This is a genomic window from Flavihumibacter sp. CACIAM 22H1 (assembly GCF_001601815.1).
Taxonomy (GTDB): domain Bacteria; phylum Bacteroidota; class Bacteroidia; order Chitinophagales; family Chitinophagaceae; genus Flavihumibacter.
Map to the genome: position 1 here is coordinate 1 of NZ_LUKG01000029.1, position 19,189 is coordinate 19,189.

Here is a 19,189-nt window from a genome sequence, read left to right on the forward strand (position 1 = left end):
GCCTTACCCATTCCGCCAAAAGCACTTACGGGAATTAGCAGAATTGTTACCGGGCGCAATTATCCGGCTGGTAGATGGGGAATATTTCAGTTGGTATGGCAGCAGAATGCTGGGCGCTCCTGCCTATTTTCAGGATTTGATTGATCAGCTTGGTGTAAATCCCTAAATTGATCTCCATTACTTAAATAAACTGTCAACTTGTTTTCAGCTTTTCGTTCCGGCTTTTCACGCGGCGAACCAGACCGCCCTTCGCGGAAAAAACCGATGTTTCCGGTTAGTTCCGCCCTGCGCAATTTTCTGAAACACCATGGAAGAGAGGTAAAATTACCCGTCGCTTACCGAGATCTGCAGCGGTTCACCTATTCGGTTCCACTAAAAGACAAAGAGGGCTTGGATACAATGTGGGAAACCGTGGTTTATGACCTGCGGGAATGGGAATATATAAGGGAGGGACTTATCCGGATTTATGCCTTGTTGCGAACCGAAGGTGATATGACCTTCAGTAAACACCTGGATGTAGCCAGGATCGATTATTGTGCATTCGGTAATTCGCAGCCCTTCCGGATCCGGATTGTGAATAAATTCAACGACAACTACGATCACTATTACATTAAGGTGGCGGATGCTTCGAGGATATACGGCTTGGAACTGGAGCATATGTTATCGCCGAACCGGATCACCTACCTTACCAACAACCATACATTGGTAGAGGAACATATACCCGGTATACCCGGTGATGTTTTTATTCAACAGCACCTGAACAGGCCGGATACCAATAAAATCCGAATTGCCAAAGAGTTTGTCAAATTCAATGAGCGTTGTTTTGTACGGCTGCTGGGAGATATGCGAAGTTATAATTTCGTAATTGACATTACCCCCGATATTGAGGATTACCAGTACCGGATCCGGGCCATCGATTTTGATCAGCAATCCTACGAAGGCCGGAAGAGCCTTTACCTGCCGCAGTTTTTTAAAGAAAATTACCCGCTGGTGGAAACCACGCTTAAACACCTGAACCGCGACAGTATTGAACAGTACCAGACAGAAGAGCGTACTATGATGACCTTCCGGCTGGTGGCAGCGCGCTACCGGATCAAGGAATTACTGGACATTATGGGAAAAGACACTATTTCCACCCCGGAAAAACTGCAGCAATTATCAGGTGAGCTGAGCGAACTGCACCATCGGCACAAAGGTTTGCTGCGGGTCCAAAACATGGGACAGTTGGTTAAAGAGCACCTCAAAGTTTGCTTACGTAAAAACCTGCTCCTGATTCCCCGGTTTGGGGGGCGATCGGAGGATTGAGCTATAATTTGCTATATTAGCGCTTCTTTTAACGATTATAGTTGTTTGTTTTTATCAACTTAACCAACCAATAGACAATGAGTAAGTACAGTGCAGGCGTTCTTTTCGGCGATGAATTGGAAGCCCTTTATAAAGACGCCAAAGCCAACAAATTTGCGATGCCAGCGGTAAATACGATCGGAACTGATTCCATCAATGCTACGCTGGAAACTGCAGCTAAAGTAAATTCCCCGGTTATTATTCAGTTTTCCAATGGCGGCGCACAGTTTATGGCCGGTAAAGGAATGCCCAATGACAAATTACAGGCAAATATTTCAGGGGCGATTTCCGGCGCCCTCCATGTTCATAATGTTGCGAAATACTACGGTGTTCCGGTGGTACTACACACGGACCACGCGGCTCATAAATGGTTACCCTGGGTGTCTGCGCTGATAGATGCAGGCGAAACTTTTCATAAAGAGAAAGGCCAGCCATTGTTTAGTTCTCATATGCTGGATTTATCGGAAGAGAGCCTGGAAGAGAATATCCAGACTTCGGCCAGTTTTTTCAAGAGAATGCAACCACTTGGAATGGGTATTGAAATTGAATTGGGTGTAACCGGAGGGGAAGAAGACGGGGTAGACAACAGTGGGGTAGAGAATGACAAATTATATACACAACCGCAACATGTGGCGTATGCTTATGAAGAACTGGGCAAAATTGGCCGGTTGTTTACGGTAGCTGCGGCTTTTGGAAACGTGCATGGAGTTTACAGTCCGGGTAATGTTGAACTTCGTCCGGAGATCCTGAAGAACAGCCAGGACTATATCAAGCAGCAGTATCATACAGAGGATAAGCCGGTATTTTTTGTATTCCATGGAGGAAGCGGATCTCCGAAAGAGCAGATTCATGAAACCTTGGGGTATGGTGTTATCAAAATGAATATTGATACGGATATGCAGTGGGCTTTTTGGGAAGGGGTATTGGGCTATTACAAGAAGAATGAATTGTACCTGCAGGGGCAGCTCGGAAATCCGGAAGGACCAAATAAGCCGAATAAGAAGTATTATGATCCGAGAGCCTGGTTGCGCAAGGGGCAGGATCAATTCGTACTGCGTTTGGAAGAAGCGTTTTCAGACTTGAATTGTATTAACCGCAATGCATAAGCGTCAGACAGGTGTTAGAACGCTGTTCTGACAGGCTGTTATTGATAAGGTATAAAAAGAACGGCCGACTCAGTTTTGAGTCGGCCGTTTGGTGTCAGAAAGGTGTTAGAACAAGTATCAGATGAGTATTGCAACACCTGTCTGACGCCTATTCCGTTATTCGGGCATCAAAACAGCACGGAACAGATTTTTGCCATTAAACAGCAATTGGGCCGCCTGTTGAATTTCTTTTACGGTTAACTTATTTACCATAGCCTCATAGTTCAGGAAATAAGCAGGATCGCCACCCTCTGCAGCCTGCCTCACCAATTCCTCCAACCAGCTCCCATTTTCTTTCTGGCTGGTTTTATATTGTTCTATCCATTGCTTTTTTACCTTATTCAGATAAGAGGTATCCGCACCTTTTTGCGTAATCCAGTTAATCTCCGACTCCACCGCCTTCAATAAAGTATCTACCTTTTCCGGACCACAAGGCAATTGCAGCACCATTGAATAACTGGAGTATGGGTATTTCGAAACATCCGCAAAAAAACCACCTCCATATATTCCCTGAATTTTTTCCCTCAACTCTTCAATTACCCGGATATTCAATATTTCCGCAATCGCATTTGCCTTTAATTCCAGCTCCTGGCTATACGGCAGTTCACCTGTATAAAAATTCAGGATAAGACTTTTTTGTTCCTTCCCTTTCCGAACCACCAACTCTTTTTTCCCGGTTATAGGCCGAACCTTATTGTCTTTTTTTGCAACTTTTATACCCGTAACCGGCAAACTTCCCAGATAAGTTTCAATCAGTGGTATAAGCTCCGCCTCTTTAAAACTACCTACAAAAACAAACTCCATTCCCGTTGCATCCCCCAGACGATCCTTGTAAATTTCCAGCATACGATCCAACCCGAGGCGCTGAAAATATTCGACCTTCGGAAATACGATCGGCGCCAGCGGATTATTATTGTACATGACCTGGTTCAGGGTATCCAGGAAAGACGCCTGAGGATTTGCCGACAAAGCCGCATACTGCGCAATCGAACGTTGTTTGTATGCGCTGAACAACGCCGTATCGCGGCGAGGTGCAGTCATATATAAATAGACCAGTTGCAAAAGTGTTTCAATATCTTTTTTTCCCGAAGATCCATTGAACCCATCCGTTACTTCTGCTATAGAAGGGGTCAGACTAACCGTTTTCCCTGCGAGCGCTTTCTTAAGATCTGCCGGAGAAAAATTACCTACCCCCATCGAACTAACTACCTGCACGGCAAATTGGGCATTGTATTTATCGGTTACACCATATAAATTTCGTCCGCCGTTTTTGGTAGCTGCCATTAAAATCTGGTCATCCTTAAAAGTGGTTGGTTTCATTGTTACCACCACTCCGTTAGTTAAGGTAACCCTGGTAACCCCCATCTTACTCTCCTTTTCTGTTTTGATCACCTTACCGGCTTTCGGAATAGCCGTTAATAAAGAAGCGGTTACTTCTTTTTCCACATACGGATTAATAGATTTTTTCTCATTCTCTGACAGAACAGACAGCAACTGCTTTTCATCCGGCAACACCTCCGATGAAGCCTTTTCAGGCCCCGTTACATACAAGAGCTGATTGCTTTCGTGCAGGGCATTTTTGGCCATTGCATTCAATTCTTCCAAACCTATACCGGGCACCAATTCCCTGGTTAGCTGAAATTCTTTCTCAATACCGGGGATGACCTCACCTGTTAAAAAATTAGCTATATATTCTTCTACCCAAACTTGGGATTCGGTTTTGTCGCGATTATTATACGCTCTTTCCAAGGCATTCAGCAATGTTTTTTTCGATCGCTCCAGTTCAGATGCAATAAAACCATACCTATATACACGCTGCAATTCTGTACTCAAGGCATCGAGCCCTTTTTTAATATCCCCGGTACCCACAAAAGCAACAGCCCGAAAATTTTCGTACCCCCGTACAAATTCCCCAAAACCAGCGCCCGCGCCTACAAAAGGCGGATTAGCCTGTTGCGTAAGCTCCTGAAGGCGCTGATTCAACATATTGGAAAATAACTGGCGGATCAGGTCTTTGCGATAGCCACCCACTGTCCGGTCAGGCTTCGCCTCATGAATGGGATAGTTGATATTTATTGAATAACCAGTGGCCTCTTTATCAGTTACCACCAATGCTTCACTGGCCGCATATGCAGGAATTTTGACCGGCTCTCTCTTGCGCTCATTAAGCGGGTTCTTAAGTCCTGCAAAATGTTTTTTTATTAGCTCCTCTGCTTTAACCGGATCCACATCGCCCACTACAAAAACCGCCATCAGGTTGGGCCGGTACCAGTCTGCATAATATTTACGGATACGATCTGGCTTAAAATTTTTAATAACGGCTTCTGATCCTATCGGTAACCGAACGGCATATTTCGATCCGGCAAATAATTTAGGATATACCTGCCGCATCATCCTATCCTGCGCCCCTTTCCCCAGACGGCTTTCTTCCAATATAATGCCTCGTTCCGATTCAATATCTTCATCCAGGTAAGTTACCTGATGTGCCCAATCCTCCAGTACCTGGAATCCTTTCTCCAGGTTTCCCGGTTTATCTACCGGGATTGGCAGCATATAAATTGTTTCATCAAAACTGGTATAGGCATTCAGGTCGTTTCCAAAACCTACTCCGATATCCTGTAAAAAAGAAATCAATTCGTTTTTCTTGAAATTTTTCGTGCCGTTAAAAGCCATGTGCTCCGCCATATGTGCCAACCCCTGCTGGTCCTCATCTTCGTTAATGGACCCTGCATTTACAGCCAGCCTTAATTCCACTTTCTTCTCCGGTTTTTTATTCTGCCGAATATAATAAGTGAGGCCATTTTCAAGTGTCCCGATTTTTACGGCAGCGTCGGGTAATAGAAGTGCTTCCGGATTATTTTGCGCCAGTATAGATTCAGCTGTTGCAAACAGGACGATAAACAGCCATATCCGCTTGGCAGAAAAATTATTTTTTTTCATATTAAAGGCATTGTTCATGAACGAATCTACAATCAATCCTAAAAAAAACCAGCTAAGCTCCCGGCGCTGGCTTAATATACCTGAACACCGCCATGCGCTAAGGCAGGATCGCTTCGATTACTTTACCGACGGTACCATTTGGCATCTGAATATGTAATAAGGCTGCTATGGTTGGTGCAATATCTGACATGGTAACTTCCTTGTTTGAACGGCCGGGTTTTATATTCCATCCATACCAAACCAAGGGTATATGCGCATCGTAGGGATTCCATAAGCCATGTGTAGTACCGGAAGCACCACCATCAATATACTGGGGATATAATATAAATTGTACATCGCCTCCCCTGTTGGGGTCATAGCCATTGGCGATCATGGTTTTTAATTTATCGGGCAATGTTGTTTCAGACAGTTCTGCGATGTCAAATGAGCGCATTACTTCTGGTTGTGCCTGCATATAGCGCACCACGGTTTCCGTAATCTTCTCTTTATCGAGCCCCAGGCTATCGATCAGTTTCCTGTTCAGATGCACCTGGTAATTGTACATGCTTACCACCAGGTTGGGCTGCCCATATTTTTCTTTTAATAAGGCGTTGAGCGCGCCGCTGCATTTCCCGTCATCAAAAGTGCCAGCCGGAATTTTATGTTCTTTCATAAAGCCCGGAATATGTGCAACACCATGATCGGCTGAAATAAAAAACAGGTACTGTCCTTTACCGATTTCCTTGTCCAGGAAATTAAAGAAATCGCCGAGTTCTTTATCGAGCCGAAGATAGGTATCCTCTATTTCAACGGAATTCGGACCAAAGGAATGCCCGATATAGTCCGGCGAAGACAAACTTACTGTGAGCATATCTGTAACGGTTCCTTTACCTAACGCCTCTCCTTTTATGGCTGCTTTTGCCAGCTCCAGCGTTAGCGTATTACCAAAGGGCGTAGCCGCAATAGCCCCGTAATTTTTCCCTATCATGCCTTTCAGATCATAGGGATGCGCCGTAGCATTTGCACCTAATGGTTTGCTTTTATAGGGTTTGGCTTCCCGTTCACTGTTCACATAGGTATCGATAGGATACAATGTTTGCCAACCTGTTTCATAATACTTATCCACCCATTTGGCAGCATTAAAATCATTTACCCAGGCAGGCAAATCAGACCGGTAATACGTGGAAGTGATCCAGTTACCGGTGCTGCCATCGTACCAGTAGGCTGCATTGGCTGAATGCCCTGCAGGAAGAATGCCACCCCTGTCTTTGATGGCAATACCAATCAGTTTGGATCGAAAATTCGTAGCCAGCTTCAACTCATCGCCAATCGTAGTTGTATGCATATTGCGGGGACTCATTTGACCGGCCTTGGAATTGCTTCCTACCGCAGTTACCGAAGCGTCTTCCACGCAATAAACGGTACGGTTCAGGCGCTGATCATACCAGGCATTCCCGGTTATACCGGTTATTGCAGGAACACTTCCCGTATATATGGTACTATGGCCACAGGCAGTAACGGTAGGGGCATATGGAATAAATGCATTCTCATTGGAAAAGCCCTGTTTCAGCAGCCGGTTAAATCCACCGTTGGCCTGGTAACGATCCTGGTACCGGTACAGGAAATCCCAGCGCATCTGATCTACCACCATACCGATAACCAGTTTAGGCCGATTTATACCTGCGGGGGCGGCGGTTTTCTGTGGAACCTGGGCCTTGGCGCCCGAGATCGCCAAACTAGCCATATAAACCAGAACAAAGCGTTGAAGCATATTGGTTTTTTTGCAAATATAGTTCCCCAGAGATGATAAGTTCCGTTCGGGAGATTCATAACAAAGGCTTAAAAAAACTACCTTTGCGGGAATTTTAAACCCATAATTACTCAATACATATGGCAGATATCTTCGAGAAGCTGGTGAAAGATGGCGGACCAATCGGTCAACACATGAAACGGGCGCACGGTTATTTTGCATTTCCGAAACTGGAAGGCGAACTGGGCAGCCGGATGTTCTTCCGCGGAAAAGAACGGATTGTGTGGAGTTTGAATAATTACCTGGGATTGGCGAATCACCCGGAAACCCGGAAGGCAGACAGCCTTGCGGCCGAGAAATGGGGAATGGGCTATCCGATGGGCGCCCGCATGATGAGCGGAAACAGTGTTTACCACGAGGAATTGGAAAAAGTACTCAGCCAGTTTGTTAATCGGGAAGACGCCATGCTGCTCAATTTTGGGTACCAGGGAATCATGAGTTGCATTGATGCGCTGGTGAACCGCAGAGATATAATTGTTTATGATGCGGAATGCCATGCCTGTATTGTTGATGGCATCCGTATGCACCTTGGCTACAGCTATACTTACAAGCACAACGATATTGAAGATTGTGAAAAACAATTGCAGCGTGCTACGAAAATGGCGGAAAAAACAGGGGGAGGCATTCTCTTGATTACTGAAGGCGTATACGGAATGAGTGGAGACCAGGGCAAACTCAAAGAAATTGTTGCATTAAAAGCAACTTATGAGTTCCGGATATTAATTGATGATGCACATGGATTTGGTGCCATGGGCCCCACTGGTGCCGGAGCCGATGAAGCCCAGGGATGCCAGGCAGGAATCGACCTTTATTTTTCCACTTTTGTTAAATCCATGGGTAGTATTGGAGCATTTATTGCAGGCCCCAAAGACGTACTTGCGTACCTGCGGTATAATACCCGCTCCCAGATTTTCGCCAAAAGCCTGCCGATGATCATTGTTGAAGGCATGCTTAAACGTATGGAAATGCTCAAAACCATGCCTGAATTACGCGAAAAACTATGGCATGTTACCAATTCTCTCCAAAATGGCCTGCGCGAAAAAGGATTTGACCTGGGCAAAACAAATACCATGGTAACGCCTGTTTATATGAAAGGCGATGTTCCAGAAGCTACCGCCATGGTACTTGATCTGAGAGAAAACTATAATATATTCTGCTCCATTGTAGTATATCCTGTAATCCCTAAAGGACAGATCATATACCGCCTGATTCCCACAGCAGCGCACACAGAGGAAGATATACGTCTAACCCTCCAGGCGTTCACGGAAACCAAAGCTAAACTGGATGCTGGGGAGTATAAGGTGGCGGAGATCCCGGATATGGCAGAAGCGATGTGAGGGGAAGGGAGAATGAAAATCAGAAGGGAGGCTCTTGCCTCCCTTTTTTATTGTGTAGGAGGAGTACTTAGGGATAAAACAAAAAAATCCCGCCGTAAACGGCGGGATGCACTAATCAAATACCATTAACCATTAAACCTTATCCTATGAAAATTCAAATATAAGATGTTAATGAGTAAACATTAGTTGCATCAACCGTATTTTTTTTGGGGTACACGACAGAATTTGACGTAAATCAATCATTCATAAGTATTTCCTTATGAAAAAAGATCGATCTGCAGCCGGTTTCCTGCCCTTGTAAAGGCAGCGTAAAAAAGGGACAGGATAAAGATCCCGTCCGAATTATTTCCAATATCCTATGAAAAACCAGTTATAAAGAGAAAATTTTGAAGCAAAGCGTTGCAAGGATGTTAAAATTATTCAGCACTTTAATGTGATTTTAATCTCACCACTTTCGCTTAAACCCTTTCTGGTAAACCGGAAAAGGAGTTCCTGGATAAGCTTTATCTCCAAAATATTTAACGATGGGCTCCAATTCATGTGGTGCCATAAAGCCTGGTATCGCCTGAGGCGCCTCCCCGGGAGAAGGAATAATAACTGTAGTGGGATACGATAATTGCCCGCCCGTAAAATAGAGCGCTATATCATTGGTCTTATAGGAGGGATTAAATGAAAAGGTTTTTCCCATCCATTGATAGGAAGTTTTAGCTTCTGCATCAAGTTTTACCACATAAAAATGCTCATTCAGGTACTGCACCACTTTAGGATTACGGTAGGTCCGTTTATCCATTACCTTACACCAGCCGCACCAATCGGTATACAAATCAATTAATACAGGCCGGGGAGCCTTTTTACCAGCTTCTTCCGCTTCCTGCAAGCTCATCCATCGGATATCCTTTCCCGTTACCTGCTGCGCCCCTGCACCAAAACCGCTGGCCAACACGAATAAAATGGCAATAAACCTATGCATGTTACATTTGTTAATACTAAAATAACGAATCCAGATGCAAAGAATTGTTATAGCTATTACAGGGGCAAGCGGCTCGATCTATGCACAACTGTTGCTTGAACGACTGCTTCAGCTTCGTTCTCAATGGGAGGTCGTATCGGTGATTATGACAAAAAATGCAAAGGAAGTATGGAAAACCGAGCTGGACAATGAAAGTTTTCTGGCCTTCGAACAGCAGGGTATCCGCTTTCATGATAAACATGATTTCGCCGCTCCTTTTGCTAGTGGTTCAGGGCAATTCGGCACTATGATCATTATCCCCTGCTCTATGGGCACATTAGGCAGGATTGCAGGTGGACAATCGGACGACCTCATAACCCGGGCGGCCGATGTAATCCTCAAGGAAAGAAGGAAGCTGATTTGTGTGGCCCGGGAAACCCCCTATAACCTGGTTCATATAAGAAATATGGAAACCATAACCCTGGCAGGTGGTATTATTTGTCCGGCTACCCCCTCCTTTTATTCCCGTCCCTCCTCTATCAACGAACTGGCACTTACCGTGGTAGACCGGGTGCTGGACCTGGCTGGACTGGATAATAAGACCTATCGATGGGGATCGGCATAAAATTCTTGCTTACATTTGAATAACTAATTCTTATAACTTGTTCAGTTTTGAATATCAATCTAATAACTACCGCCTCCTGCTAAGTAGCCTGGCACAGGAACTGGGCGTGCAAATGCAGGGAAATACCCTTGTTTATCCGCCGCATTTTGCAGATGGATATTCTACGGTAATTGAATTACCGAACGGCTTACAAGCAATCCTATCGGACTATACACTTAATGATCATTTTCATCTCAAACGCAACAAAACAACGGAAGAGTTTTATGTACTCCGTTACGAAGAATTCCGGATTGAAGACGAGCTTACCTTAAAAATTGATGGCGATGTATTATCTACCAAAAACGAACATCATGCCGGTATCTTTCTAACGAGTTCTTTATTTGATGTGGCTTATTTAGGTAGAAAAGGCAGCCATAACAAGGGAATTAATATCCTGTTTGATAAAGAATGGCTGGCCAATCACCTGCAAATTACAGACCCGGAGGAAGTGCTTTCAACCTATCTCCAGTTAAAAACGGCCTCCTTCACGATGGAACCCATCGATAACGAATACCGGCGTTATTTCACAGAAATGATGCAGATCGAAGCCACTAATCCATTAAGAATGGCCACCATTCAGAATCGGATCATGCTGTTGATTGAGCGTTTTTTTAGCCGTCTCTACGAACGAAGTAAATCCGTATTAACCAGTCCCAAGATATCTCGGTATGATATTCACCAGCTAATGCATATAGAGGCGCTGCTGACAGAAAACATCCTTAACCGACCCCCTACCATCGACCAACTGGCACAGGAAGCGGCTATGAGTTCTGCAAAATTAAAAAAGCTGTTCAAGGAAGTGTATGGCACCAGTATTTATGCCTATTACCAGAAACAACGGATGACCGTTGCCAGGGATTTATTATTAAGCGGCGACTATACTGTTAAGGAAGTTGGCCTACAGATAGGCTATTCCAACCTTAGCAATTTTGCCGCCGCTTTTAAAAAAGAATTTAACCTGCTTCCTAGTGAAATAAGGGCCTGAGCCAATTTAACGCAGGTCTATCTCCTCTACTCCAGGGTATTTTTTCTTATCAAAAACAAATTGTGCATCCGGTATAACGGCTTTTCCATTAAAATTGGAAACCGTATAAGTGTACACATTGCCGTTCTTTTCTAAAATTTTTGCACTATAAATAGCTTTCTGTGCTTTATCCACCATCAGGTACACTTTGTGGAAGGCTTTGGATTTATCCACCGGCGTTAGCTCAATTTCCTGCACCAGCTTCGTACCGATTTTTTTCTCTCCATTCAATTTGTACAGAAAATCCTTATCGTAAAAATTGGTGAATAGTTTTTGTGGCGTCAATGCATTCTGGCCTCCATCCATTTTAGTAATGGTAACTTCATTAGCAGCTTTATCATAAGTCCATACAGTTGAACCATCACTGAAAATTTCCTGCCCGGATATACTCACCCGGTATTTTCCACCTTTCATATAAACGGTTCCAGCTTTTTCTCCCTGAACTTTCCCCTTACCATCTTCCACTTTCAGCGTAAACCCGGATTGTACCGCTTTAAATGTCTTAAATTTTGCACTAACGCCGTCAAGTATTTGTTTGGCCGCAGGATCGGACTGGGCCATACTGATGGAGGCAGAACCAAAACCTATAAAAAAAGCAAGGAGTGTTAAAAGTTTATTCATGTGCTCAATTTGAAATAAGGTGCAAAGATAATTGTTTGAATTACTGTATACAGACTACAATTAGAATGCAGGGATTAATTCTCTATGGGTCTTTAAGCTGGTTTTAACAGATTTCGCTCAAAATCCACCAAAATAACCATTTTATCTACCTGTTGGCTATATAATCTTCCAGCTCATGTTCCGTTTTGATCAATACTTCACGCGCTTTGCTCCCCAAATTGGGGCCAACCACACCCGCCGCTTCCAACTGATCCATCAAACGACCGGCGCGGTTATAACCCAGTTTCATCCTTCGTTGTAAGAGCGATGTTGAGCCTATTTGGTTGGCAACAATAAGGCGCGCGGCTTCTTCAAACAGCGGATCCTTATCTCCCAGATCAAAATCCTTGCCTTCCATGTCTTTTTCGTCCACATATTCCGGCAGTAAAAACGCCTGCGGATAGCCGCGCTGGTCGCCTATAAAATCGGTTACATCTTCTACTTCCGGTGTATCTACAAAAGCACACTGGAGCCGGGTTAACTCACCGTTATAGGAGATCAGCATATCTCCTTTTCCGATCAGCTGCTCTGCCCCGCCGGCATCCAAAATAGTTCGGCTATCAATTTTAGACGACACTTTAAACGCTATCCTGGCCGGGAAATTGGCCTTAATGGTTCCGGTAATAATATTTACGGATGGACGCTGGGTGGCAATGATCAGGTGTATTCCTACCGCCCTTGCCAGCTGAGCCAGCCGCGCAATAGGCATTTCCACTTCTTTACCGGCGGTCATGATCAAATCGGCAAATTCATCAATTACCAGCACTATAAACGGCAGGAACTGGTGCCCTTTCTGGGGGTTCAGCTTCCGCTTAATAAACTTCTCATTGTATTCCTTAATGTTCCGGGTACCCGCTTCTTTTAACAGGTCATAGCGGTTATCCATTTCAATACAGAGCGCATTAAGAGTGTTGATCACTTTTTTGGTATCGGTGATAATGGCTTCTTCCTCCCCGGGCAGTTTTGCCAGAAAATGATGCTCAATTGTACGATAAATGCTTAATTCTACTTTTTTGGGGTCTACCAATACAAACTTCAGTTGAGACGGGTGCTTTTTATATAAAAGCGATACCAGGATAGCATTTAATCCTACCGATTTACCCTGTCCGGTTGCACCAGCCATCAGCAGGTGGGGCATGGCGGCCAGGTCTACGATGAAATTTTCATTATCAATCTTTTTGCCAATAGCGATCGGCAAACTAAAGGTATTGTGCAGAAATTTGTCTGAGCTGAGCAGGGTTTTCATGCTCACTACCGTTTTTTTAACATTCGGTACTTCGATCCCGATCGTTCCCTTACCAGGAATAGGGGCAATAATCCGGATACCGAGGGCGGCCAGGCTCAGGGCGATGTCATCTTCCAGGTTCTTGATCCTGGATATCCGCACACCGGCAGCAGGTACAATCTCGTATAAGGTTACCGTTGGCCCAACGGTGGCACTTATTTTCTGGATATTGATATCATAGTTTTTGAGGGTATTGATGATCTGGTTTTTATTCATCTCCAGCTCAGCAGGGTCCTGTACAATTTTTTCGCTGCCATGGGTTTCCAGCAGATCAAGTCCCGGGTATTTATAATCGCGTAAATCCAGGGTGGGCTCATAAGGAGGCAACTCCAGGTCTGTTTTTCCCTCTTCTTCTCCCGGTGTTTCTTCCGGCATCACCTTTATTTCAAGCGGTAATTCATGTTCCGCCACCGGTTCCGCTTTCCGCGGCAGAATAACTACCGGGTGTTTGGCTTCTTCCCGGGGTTCAGGTAATACCGGCTGTTCTTCCTGCACAGGCTCTTCTGCTTCCGGCTCAACCGGTTCATCCCGCTCAATAATATCAAAAGGCACCGGCATTTCCTCCTGGGTTGGAGGCACTACCACAATTCCCCCTTTTTTCTTCAGTCCGTTTTTCTTTGCCAGGGATTCCTCTACTATAAGTTTTGCACCCTCCTCCTCCGCTGGTTCATTCTCCTCATCGGAAGGGGCAAGTGCGCCTTCTTCCGCTGCAGAAACGGCAACTGCCCCGGTTTTGCGAACCGGCAGCTGCGGCATTTTAGGAACGGAGAATACCGGGTTAAAGCGCCAGATAAAATAGGCAATTCCACCAAGCAATAAGACTGCTGCAGCACCAATTGTACCCAGGAAACTGGTCAGCCATTTACTGATCATGTTTCCAACGGCACCTCCCCAGGCAAAACTACTGGTACCGGAAAAAAAAGCCAGGCTGACGCTGAAATAGAATAAACCCACCAGCACATACCGCATATTACGCCCCACCCGAAAAATCTTTTTCCTGAATAAAAGGTTGGCGCCCAGCACAAAAAACAAACTGCAGATGAAATAAGAGGCCAATCCAAAGCCTTTATAAAAAAAGAAATGAGATACCCAGGCCCCCAGCCGGCCCAGCAGGTTGGCTACTTTAATATCTTCGGCAAACAGGAAATAACTTCCCCCCCTGAATACCTTATCCTGGTCAGCTTTCCAGGTAAACAAATAGGAACTGAACGCAATAAACAGAAAGACAGCCAGCAACAAACAAACCGCACCGATTATTTTAAGGGTTCGCTCATCCTTTACCAGCTTTTTTACTTCTACCTGTTCCTCTTTATCCGGGCGCAGATCCACCGCATCTGGTCGTGATTTTTTCTTGGTCTTCACCTTATTCGCCATAAACACAAATATACATGCTGAGCAGGCTGGAAATAAATTGTATTTTGCCGTATCCGATAGGGTGTGAAAAAACGCATGGCCAAGTCAATTAAACCTACTTACCTACGAACCTCATTTGCTTACCTGCTGCCGGCCCTGCTGTGGCTGTTAGCCAGCGATCTCCAGGCTCAGCACCGGCCAGGATGGGATACAATTAAAACCAGTCAGATCCGCTTTTTCTATTCCATCCAACAGCAAACAGGTCTTTATATCGACAGTTCCGAAGAGGCAGAAAAAGGACAAATGCGGCAATTACCCGCTCTCCAGGCTGTTTCCGACAATTTAGAGAAAAGAATTCCCAGCTATTTTGTCGGCAAACCTATTTTTTTGCAGTTTACGGTCTACAACGATGCAGATACCGCTACCAGTTTTTATTTTCTACCCGGTTTCTACTTTGAAGACATTGATTTATTCCGTTATAACAACCAAAGCAGGGAACTGGAACCCGCCCCCGAATACCCCGGCGAAGGAATTTTTAACCCGAATGTTGTCAGCAAACTTATCCTGAAACCCCGCGAAACAGCTACCTATGTTACGAAACTAAGTTTCATAAAAACAACCATCAACACTATTACCCCTACCCTATCCTATGGTTATTTCTTACCTACCCTGCTTACGGAGGTTCAGAATCAGCGGAAAATAAATACTATCATTACTTTTCTGGTTTGCGGCATAATGCTGATGATGATATTTTATTCGCTGGCAGAATTCTACATAAACCGGAACCGGGTCTTTTTGTATTATTCCGCTTACGCCATACTATTGGGTATAATGTTTTTTTTCAAAGCCTACCTGTATAAAACACCCAGCCCCTCCAACTACTTCTTTGAATCCTATTTTGATTTTATGTTACAGGCGGGAGGCACCTTGTTTTATTTCATGTTCCTCCGGAAATTCACCCAATCGGCCACGCAGTTCCCTTTACTCAATAAGGTTTTGCTTATTCAGCAGGCAATTACAATTTCCGGCATGCTTGTATTTACGGTACTGCATTTCTTCAGCAGCAATTTCAGCTTTCAGAACCAAATAGAAAATATTGTAAAATATGCCTGGTCGGCCTGCACCATCTTTTTTATCGCCTTTGCGGTAATCAGGCGGCACCACCTGCTGACCTACCTGGCCATAGGACATTGCTTTTTGTTTTTAGGAGGGTTATTATCACTGTTCCTCATTAATTCATCGTACCGGTTCAACCATCACCTGGCATCACTCATGAATGATTCCTTATTCTGGTATGAAATGGGCATTCTCTTTGAACTGATGTTTTTCCTGATTGCCCTGTCTTATAAAAACAGGCTCGATATTTCCAGCAGGGCAAGGGAAAAAGAACGATTACTGATGGAATATGAAAAAAGTGCCATTGAAAGAAAAATGGCCATCCTGGCGGCCAAACAAGAGGAGAGAAACCGAATCTCTGCAGATATGCACGATGAACTGGGATCGGGCGTTACCGCTATCCGCCTTATGAGTGAACTGGCCAAAACAAAAATGAAAGACTACAGCCTTCCGGAACTCGAACGCATATCAAACTCGGCCAATGACCTGATCAGTAAAATGAATACGATCATCTGGACCATGAAAAACTCAAACGATACGGTCGATAACATGATTGCCTATGTTCGTTCTTATGCTGCGGAGTTTTTCGACACTACAGAAATTCGTTGTTTGGTAGAGTATCCGGAAAACCTGCCGAATATAGAAATGAGTGGTGAAAAAAGAAGGAATGTATTTTTATGTATTAAGGAAGCGCTGCATAATACACTAAAGCACTCCCAGGCCACAGAAGTTAAAATCATTTTCAAAATCGGCCCTCATTTGGTTATCCAGATCATCGACAACGGAATCGGGGTAAAAGAAAGTAATATGCGTGAATTCAGTAACGGACTTACAAATATGAAAAAAAGAATGGATACCATTGATGGGCACTTTAATATCCGGGATGAAAATGGCACTACGGTAACCTTAAGTATTCCGCTTCAGTAGAGCCAGAAAAAGAAGGACCCAGCCAAGTACCAGAAAAAGTCCGCCAACAGGTGTAATTAAGCCAAGTTTGGAAAGTCCGACAGTTTCGGTTGCTTTCAGAAAAGTAAGCAGGTAGAGCGATCCGCTGAATAAAAAAATTCCCACCCAAAATGATTGTGCCGCTCTTTTAAGCAATGAAGATGGATAATGAATAGAGATCAACCCGGTAGCCAGCAGGGCAAACACATGGTAAAAATGATACCGCACGCCGGTGTCGAAGGTAGTTACGGTTTCGGCTGGCACCAATTGCTTTAAGCCATGCGCTCCAAAAGCGCCTAAGATAACAGCCAGTGCACCTAGTATTGCCGCACCGGATAAAATGGATCTACTCATTTAGTATAGCTTCTTTGATTTGTTCGAGCGACAGTTCTTCTTCATGCAACGATAAATGCGCCTGCTCATAGTACATTTTCCTGTCGTGCAGTTTTTTAATAATAAAGGATTTCATATCCTCATCGGGGATATCGCGCAGGAGTGGACGATGTTGTTTTTCTTTAAGTAAACGGTCTATCAGCACGGCCGTTGCAGTATTGAGCCAGATCACTTTCCCATGCTCTTTCATATAATCAATATTCCCGAAAAAACATGGTGTACCGCCACCACAGGAAAGCACAAACGCTTCGTGGCCATTGGTAAGGTTGATAAGAGTGTCTTTTTCAAGCAGGCGAAAATATTCTTCTCCCTGATCGGCAAAAATTTCGGTAATCGGTTTCCCTTCCCGTAAAACAATTACATCATCCAGGTCAAAGAACGGAATATTCATGCAGGCCGACAATTGCCGGCCCCAATGTGATTTTCCGCTTCCCATAAATCCGATCAGATATATTTTCATATCAACTGAATGCGTTCAAACCGGTTATGTCCATACCGGTAATTAATAAATGAATATCATGTGTACCTTCATAGGTAATTACACTTTCCAGGTTCATCATATGTCGCATTACACTGTATTCGCCGGTAATACCCATACCGCCTAACACCTGGCGGGCATCGCGGCAAATCTGTTGGGCTACCTCGCACCCATTGCGTTTTGCCATACTAACCTGTGCTGGAGTAACTTTACCTTCTTCCATCAGCACCCCTACTCTCCAGTTCAATAATTGTGCCTTGGATATTTCCGTAATCATTTCAGCCAGTTTTTTCTGCTGCAATTGAAATCCAGCAATCGGCCGGTCAAACTGAACTCTTTCTTTGGCATAGCGGAGCGCCGTATCATAACAATCCATGGCCGCACCTATGCTGCCCCAGGCAATACCGAAACGGGCTTTGGTAAGGCAGCTCAATGGGCCGCGCATACCCTTGCAGTTCGGCAGTATATTTGATTTCGGAACTTTAACATTATCAAATACCAGCTCGCCGGTAGCAGAAGCCCGCAAGCTCCATTTACCGTGGGTAGTAGGTGTGCTAAATCCTTCCATACCACGTTCTACAATCAACCCATGTACAACACCTTCTTCATTTTTAGCCCATACCACGGCTATGTCTGCAAATGGAGCATTGGAGATCCACATTTTTGCACCGTTTAGTATCACATGGTCTCCCGCATCTGAAAAATTGGTAAGCATACCCGCCGGATTACTTCCATGATTGGGTTCGGTTAAGCCGAAACAACCCAGCCACTCTCCGCTTGCCAGCTTCGGCAGGTATTTTCTACGTTGCTCTTCACTGCCAAATTCATAAATGGGATACATTACCAGCGATCCCTGAACAGAGGCTGTAGAACGCACGCCACTATCTCCCCGTTCAAGCTCCTGCATCATTAAACCATAGGAAATATAATCTAAACCTCCACCACCATATTCTACCGGTATCGTTGGTCCGAATACACCCAGCTCTCCCATTTGCTTTACTATTTGGCGAGGGAACTCTGCTTTTTGCGCGCAGGTTTCGATAATGGGCGAAATTTCCTGCTTTACATAGTTCCGGACCGCATCCCGGATCATATGGTGTTCTTCAGTTAATAAATCATCCAGTAAGAGATAATCGGGAGATTGAAATAAATCCTGTGCCATGGCATCGTTTTTAGTGCTATGAATGTAGCTAGTTTATCCTAAATAGCGGCTCATTTCCACCTGGTACTGTTGCGCAATAGCGCGGGCTTCTGTGGCAAAATCTTCTTTTTCCGAGGCATAGATTACCGCCCGGCTTGCATTCACCAATAGGCCTGCATCCGGAATCAGTGCTTTTGCGGATATATCCTGCAGGCTGCCGCCTTGCGCACCTACCCCGGGCACCAGGAAAAAATGATCCGGTAAAATCTGCCTGATTGCTGCAAAAGAATCTGCCTGCGTTGCGCCTACCACAAACATAAGATTTCCCGGATTTCCCCAGGAAGCCACTGTTTTCATGACCTTTTCATACAGGAACTCTGCCCCCATCTTTTGCAATTCAAAATCTGCTGCCCCTTTATTAGATGTCAGTCCCAAAACTATGGTCCATTTGTCTTCATATTCCAGGAAGGGCTGAATGCTGTCTGAACCCATATAAGGGGCAACGGTAATAGCATCAAACGGCAGGGTTTCAAAAAATGCTTTTGCGTACTGGGAACTGGTATTTCCAATATCGCCTCTTTTTGCATCTGCAATTTTCAGGTGGGTTGAGGGAATATAATCTACGG

The 19,189-nt window shown here is 44.6% G+C and carries 15 protein-coding genes; 6 read left to right on the plus strand and 9 right to left on the minus strand.

Annotated elements, in window-relative coordinates; genetic code table 11:
* Positions 1 to 198: 198 nt before the first annotated feature.
* Positions 199 to 1,305, plus strand: a complete 1,107-nt coding sequence (locus A1D16_RS09915) for a hypothetical protein (RefSeq protein ID WP_290709205.1) — start codon at positions 199 to 201, stop codon at positions 1,303 to 1,305.
* Between the two features lie 77 nt (positions 1,306 to 1,382).
* Positions 1,383 to 2,450 carry a class II fructose-bisphosphate aldolase gene (fbaA, locus tag A1D16_RS09920; protein ID WP_290709206.1) on the plus strand — a complete coding sequence of 356 codons (1,068 nt, stop codon included), beginning with the start codon at positions 1,383 to 1,385 and terminating at the stop codon, positions 2,448 to 2,450.
* 156 nt (positions 2,451 to 2,606) lie between these two features.
* Here the strand turns inward: fbaA and A1D16_RS09925 are convergent, their stop codons facing one another.
* Positions 2,607 to 5,429 carry a M16 family metallopeptidase gene (locus A1D16_RS09925; RefSeq protein WP_290709207.1) on the minus strand — a complete coding sequence of 941 codons (2,823 nt, stop codon included), beginning with the start codon at positions 5,427 to 5,429 and terminating at the stop codon, positions 2,607 to 2,609.
* 97 nt (positions 5,430 to 5,526) lie between these two features.
* Positions 5,527 to 7,179, minus strand: coding sequence for an alkaline phosphatase PafA (gene pafA / locus A1D16_RS09930; RefSeq protein ID WP_290709208.1), 1,653 nt, complete (start codon positions 7,177 to 7,179; stop codon positions 5,527 to 5,529).
* Positions 7,180 to 7,298: 119 nt separating this feature from the next.
* Between pafA and A1D16_RS09935 the strand changes: the two genes are divergently transcribed.
* A complete protein-coding gene (locus A1D16_RS09935) occupies positions 7,299 to 8,555 on the plus strand; it encodes a pyridoxal phosphate-dependent aminotransferase family protein (protein ID WP_290709209.1) in 1,257 nt (418 codons plus the stop codon).
* Between the two features lie 445 nt (positions 8,556 to 9,000).
* Here the strand turns inward: A1D16_RS09935 and A1D16_RS09940 are convergent, their stop codons facing one another.
* Entirely contained in the window at positions 9,001 to 9,525 is a 525-nt protein-coding gene (locus A1D16_RS09940) for a DUF255 domain-containing protein (RefSeq protein ID WP_290709210.1), read from the minus strand.
* Between the two features lie 34 nt (positions 9,526 to 9,559).
* Between A1D16_RS09940 and A1D16_RS09945 the strand changes: the two genes are divergently transcribed.
* Positions 9,560 to 10,129, plus strand: coding sequence for a UbiX family flavin prenyltransferase (locus tag A1D16_RS09945; RefSeq protein ID WP_290709211.1), 570 nt, complete (start codon positions 9,560 to 9,562; stop codon positions 10,127 to 10,129).
* A 37-nt stretch (positions 10,130 to 10,166) separates the two neighbouring features.
* Positions 10,167 to 11,153, plus strand: a complete 987-nt coding sequence (locus tag A1D16_RS09950) for an AraC family transcriptional regulator (protein ID WP_290709212.1) — start codon at positions 10,167 to 10,169, stop codon at positions 11,151 to 11,153.
* A 6-nt stretch (positions 11,154 to 11,159) separates the two neighbouring features.
* Here the strand turns inward: A1D16_RS09950 and A1D16_RS09955 are convergent, their stop codons facing one another.
* Positions 11,160 to 11,813, minus strand: a complete 654-nt coding sequence (locus A1D16_RS09955; protein ID WP_290709213.1) for an outer membrane lipoprotein carrier protein LolA — start codon at positions 11,811 to 11,813, stop codon at positions 11,160 to 11,162.
* A 145-nt stretch (positions 11,814 to 11,958) separates the two neighbouring features.
* Positions 11,959 to 14,511: a DNA translocase FtsK gene (locus A1D16_RS09960; protein WP_290709214.1), complete on the minus strand. Its 2,553-nt coding sequence runs from the start codon at positions 14,509 to 14,511 to the stop codon at positions 11,959 to 11,961.
* Between the two features lie 63 nt (positions 14,512 to 14,574).
* Between A1D16_RS09960 and A1D16_RS09965 the strand changes: the two genes are divergently transcribed.
* Positions 14,575 to 16,533: a 7TM diverse intracellular signaling domain-containing protein gene (locus tag A1D16_RS09965; protein ID WP_290709215.1), complete on the plus strand. Its 1,959-nt coding sequence runs from the start codon at positions 14,575 to 14,577 to the stop codon at positions 16,531 to 16,533.
* On the opposite strand, the gene A1D16_RS09970 is transcribed toward A1D16_RS09965, so the two are convergent.
* The 4 genes from A1D16_RS09970 to pyrF form a co-directional block, all read right to left on the minus strand.
* Positions 16,513 to 16,905, minus strand: coding sequence for a DUF423 domain-containing protein (locus A1D16_RS09970; protein WP_290709216.1), 393 nt, complete (start codon positions 16,903 to 16,905; stop codon positions 16,513 to 16,515). The genes A1D16_RS09965 and A1D16_RS09970 overlap by 21 nt on opposite strands.
* Positions 16,898 to 17,404 carry a shikimate kinase gene (locus A1D16_RS09975; RefSeq protein ID WP_290709217.1) on the minus strand — a complete coding sequence of 169 codons (507 nt, stop codon included), beginning with the start codon at positions 17,402 to 17,404 and terminating at the stop codon, positions 16,898 to 16,900. Before A1D16_RS09975 ends, A1D16_RS09970 begins: the two co-directional genes overlap by 8 nt.
* Position 17,405: 1 nt before the next feature.
* Positions 17,406 to 18,584 carry an acyl-CoA dehydrogenase family protein gene (locus tag A1D16_RS09980; RefSeq protein ID WP_290709218.1) on the minus strand — a complete coding sequence of 393 codons (1,179 nt, stop codon included), beginning with the start codon at positions 18,582 to 18,584 and terminating at the stop codon, positions 17,406 to 17,408.
* A gap of 33 nt (positions 18,585 to 18,617) precedes the next feature.
* The coding region (gene pyrF / locus A1D16_RS09985) for an orotidine-5'-phosphate decarboxylase (protein WP_290709219.1) at positions 18,618 to 19,189 on the minus strand (572 nt) is incomplete at its 5' end.

Coding starts and splice junctions, on each gene's coding strand:
- A1D16_RS09940 (WP_290709210.1), bottom strand. CDS start 9,525: ATGCATAGGTTTATTGCCATTTTATTCGTGTTGGCCAGCGGTTTTGGT.
- A1D16_RS09935 (WP_290709209.1), top strand. CDS start 7,299: ATGGCAGATATCTTCGAGAAGCTGGTGAAAGATGGCGGACCAATCGGT.
- A1D16_RS09970 (WP_290709216.1), bottom strand. CDS start 16,905: ATGAGTAGATCCATTTTATCCGGTGCGGCAATACTAGGTGCACTGGCT.
- A1D16_RS09960 (WP_290709214.1), bottom strand. CDS start 14,511: ATGGCGAATAAGGTGAAGACCAAGAAAAAATCACGACCAGATGCGGTG.
- A1D16_RS09955 (WP_290709213.1), bottom strand. CDS start 11,813: ATGAATAAACTTTTAACACTCCTTGCTTTTTTTATAGGTTTTGGTTCT.
- pafA (WP_290709208.1), bottom strand. CDS start 7,179: ATGCTTCAACGCTTTGTTCTGGTTTATATGGCTAGTTTGGCGATCTCG.
- A1D16_RS09980 (WP_290709218.1), bottom strand. CDS start 18,584: ATGGCACAGGATTTATTTCAATCTCCCGATTATCTCTTACTGGATGAT.
- fbaA (WP_290709206.1), top strand. CDS start 1,383: ATGAGTAAGTACAGTGCAGGCGTTCTTTTCGGCGATGAATTGGAAGCC.
- A1D16_RS09975 (WP_290709217.1), bottom strand. CDS start 17,404: ATGAAAATATATCTGATCGGATTTATGGGAAGCGGAAAATCACATTGG.
- A1D16_RS09925 (WP_290709207.1), bottom strand. CDS start 5,429: ATGAAAAAAAATAATTTTTCTGCCAAGCGGATATGGCTGTTTATCGTC.
- A1D16_RS09945 (WP_290709211.1), top strand. CDS start 9,560: ATGCAAAGAATTGTTATAGCTATTACAGGGGCAAGCGGCTCGATCTAT.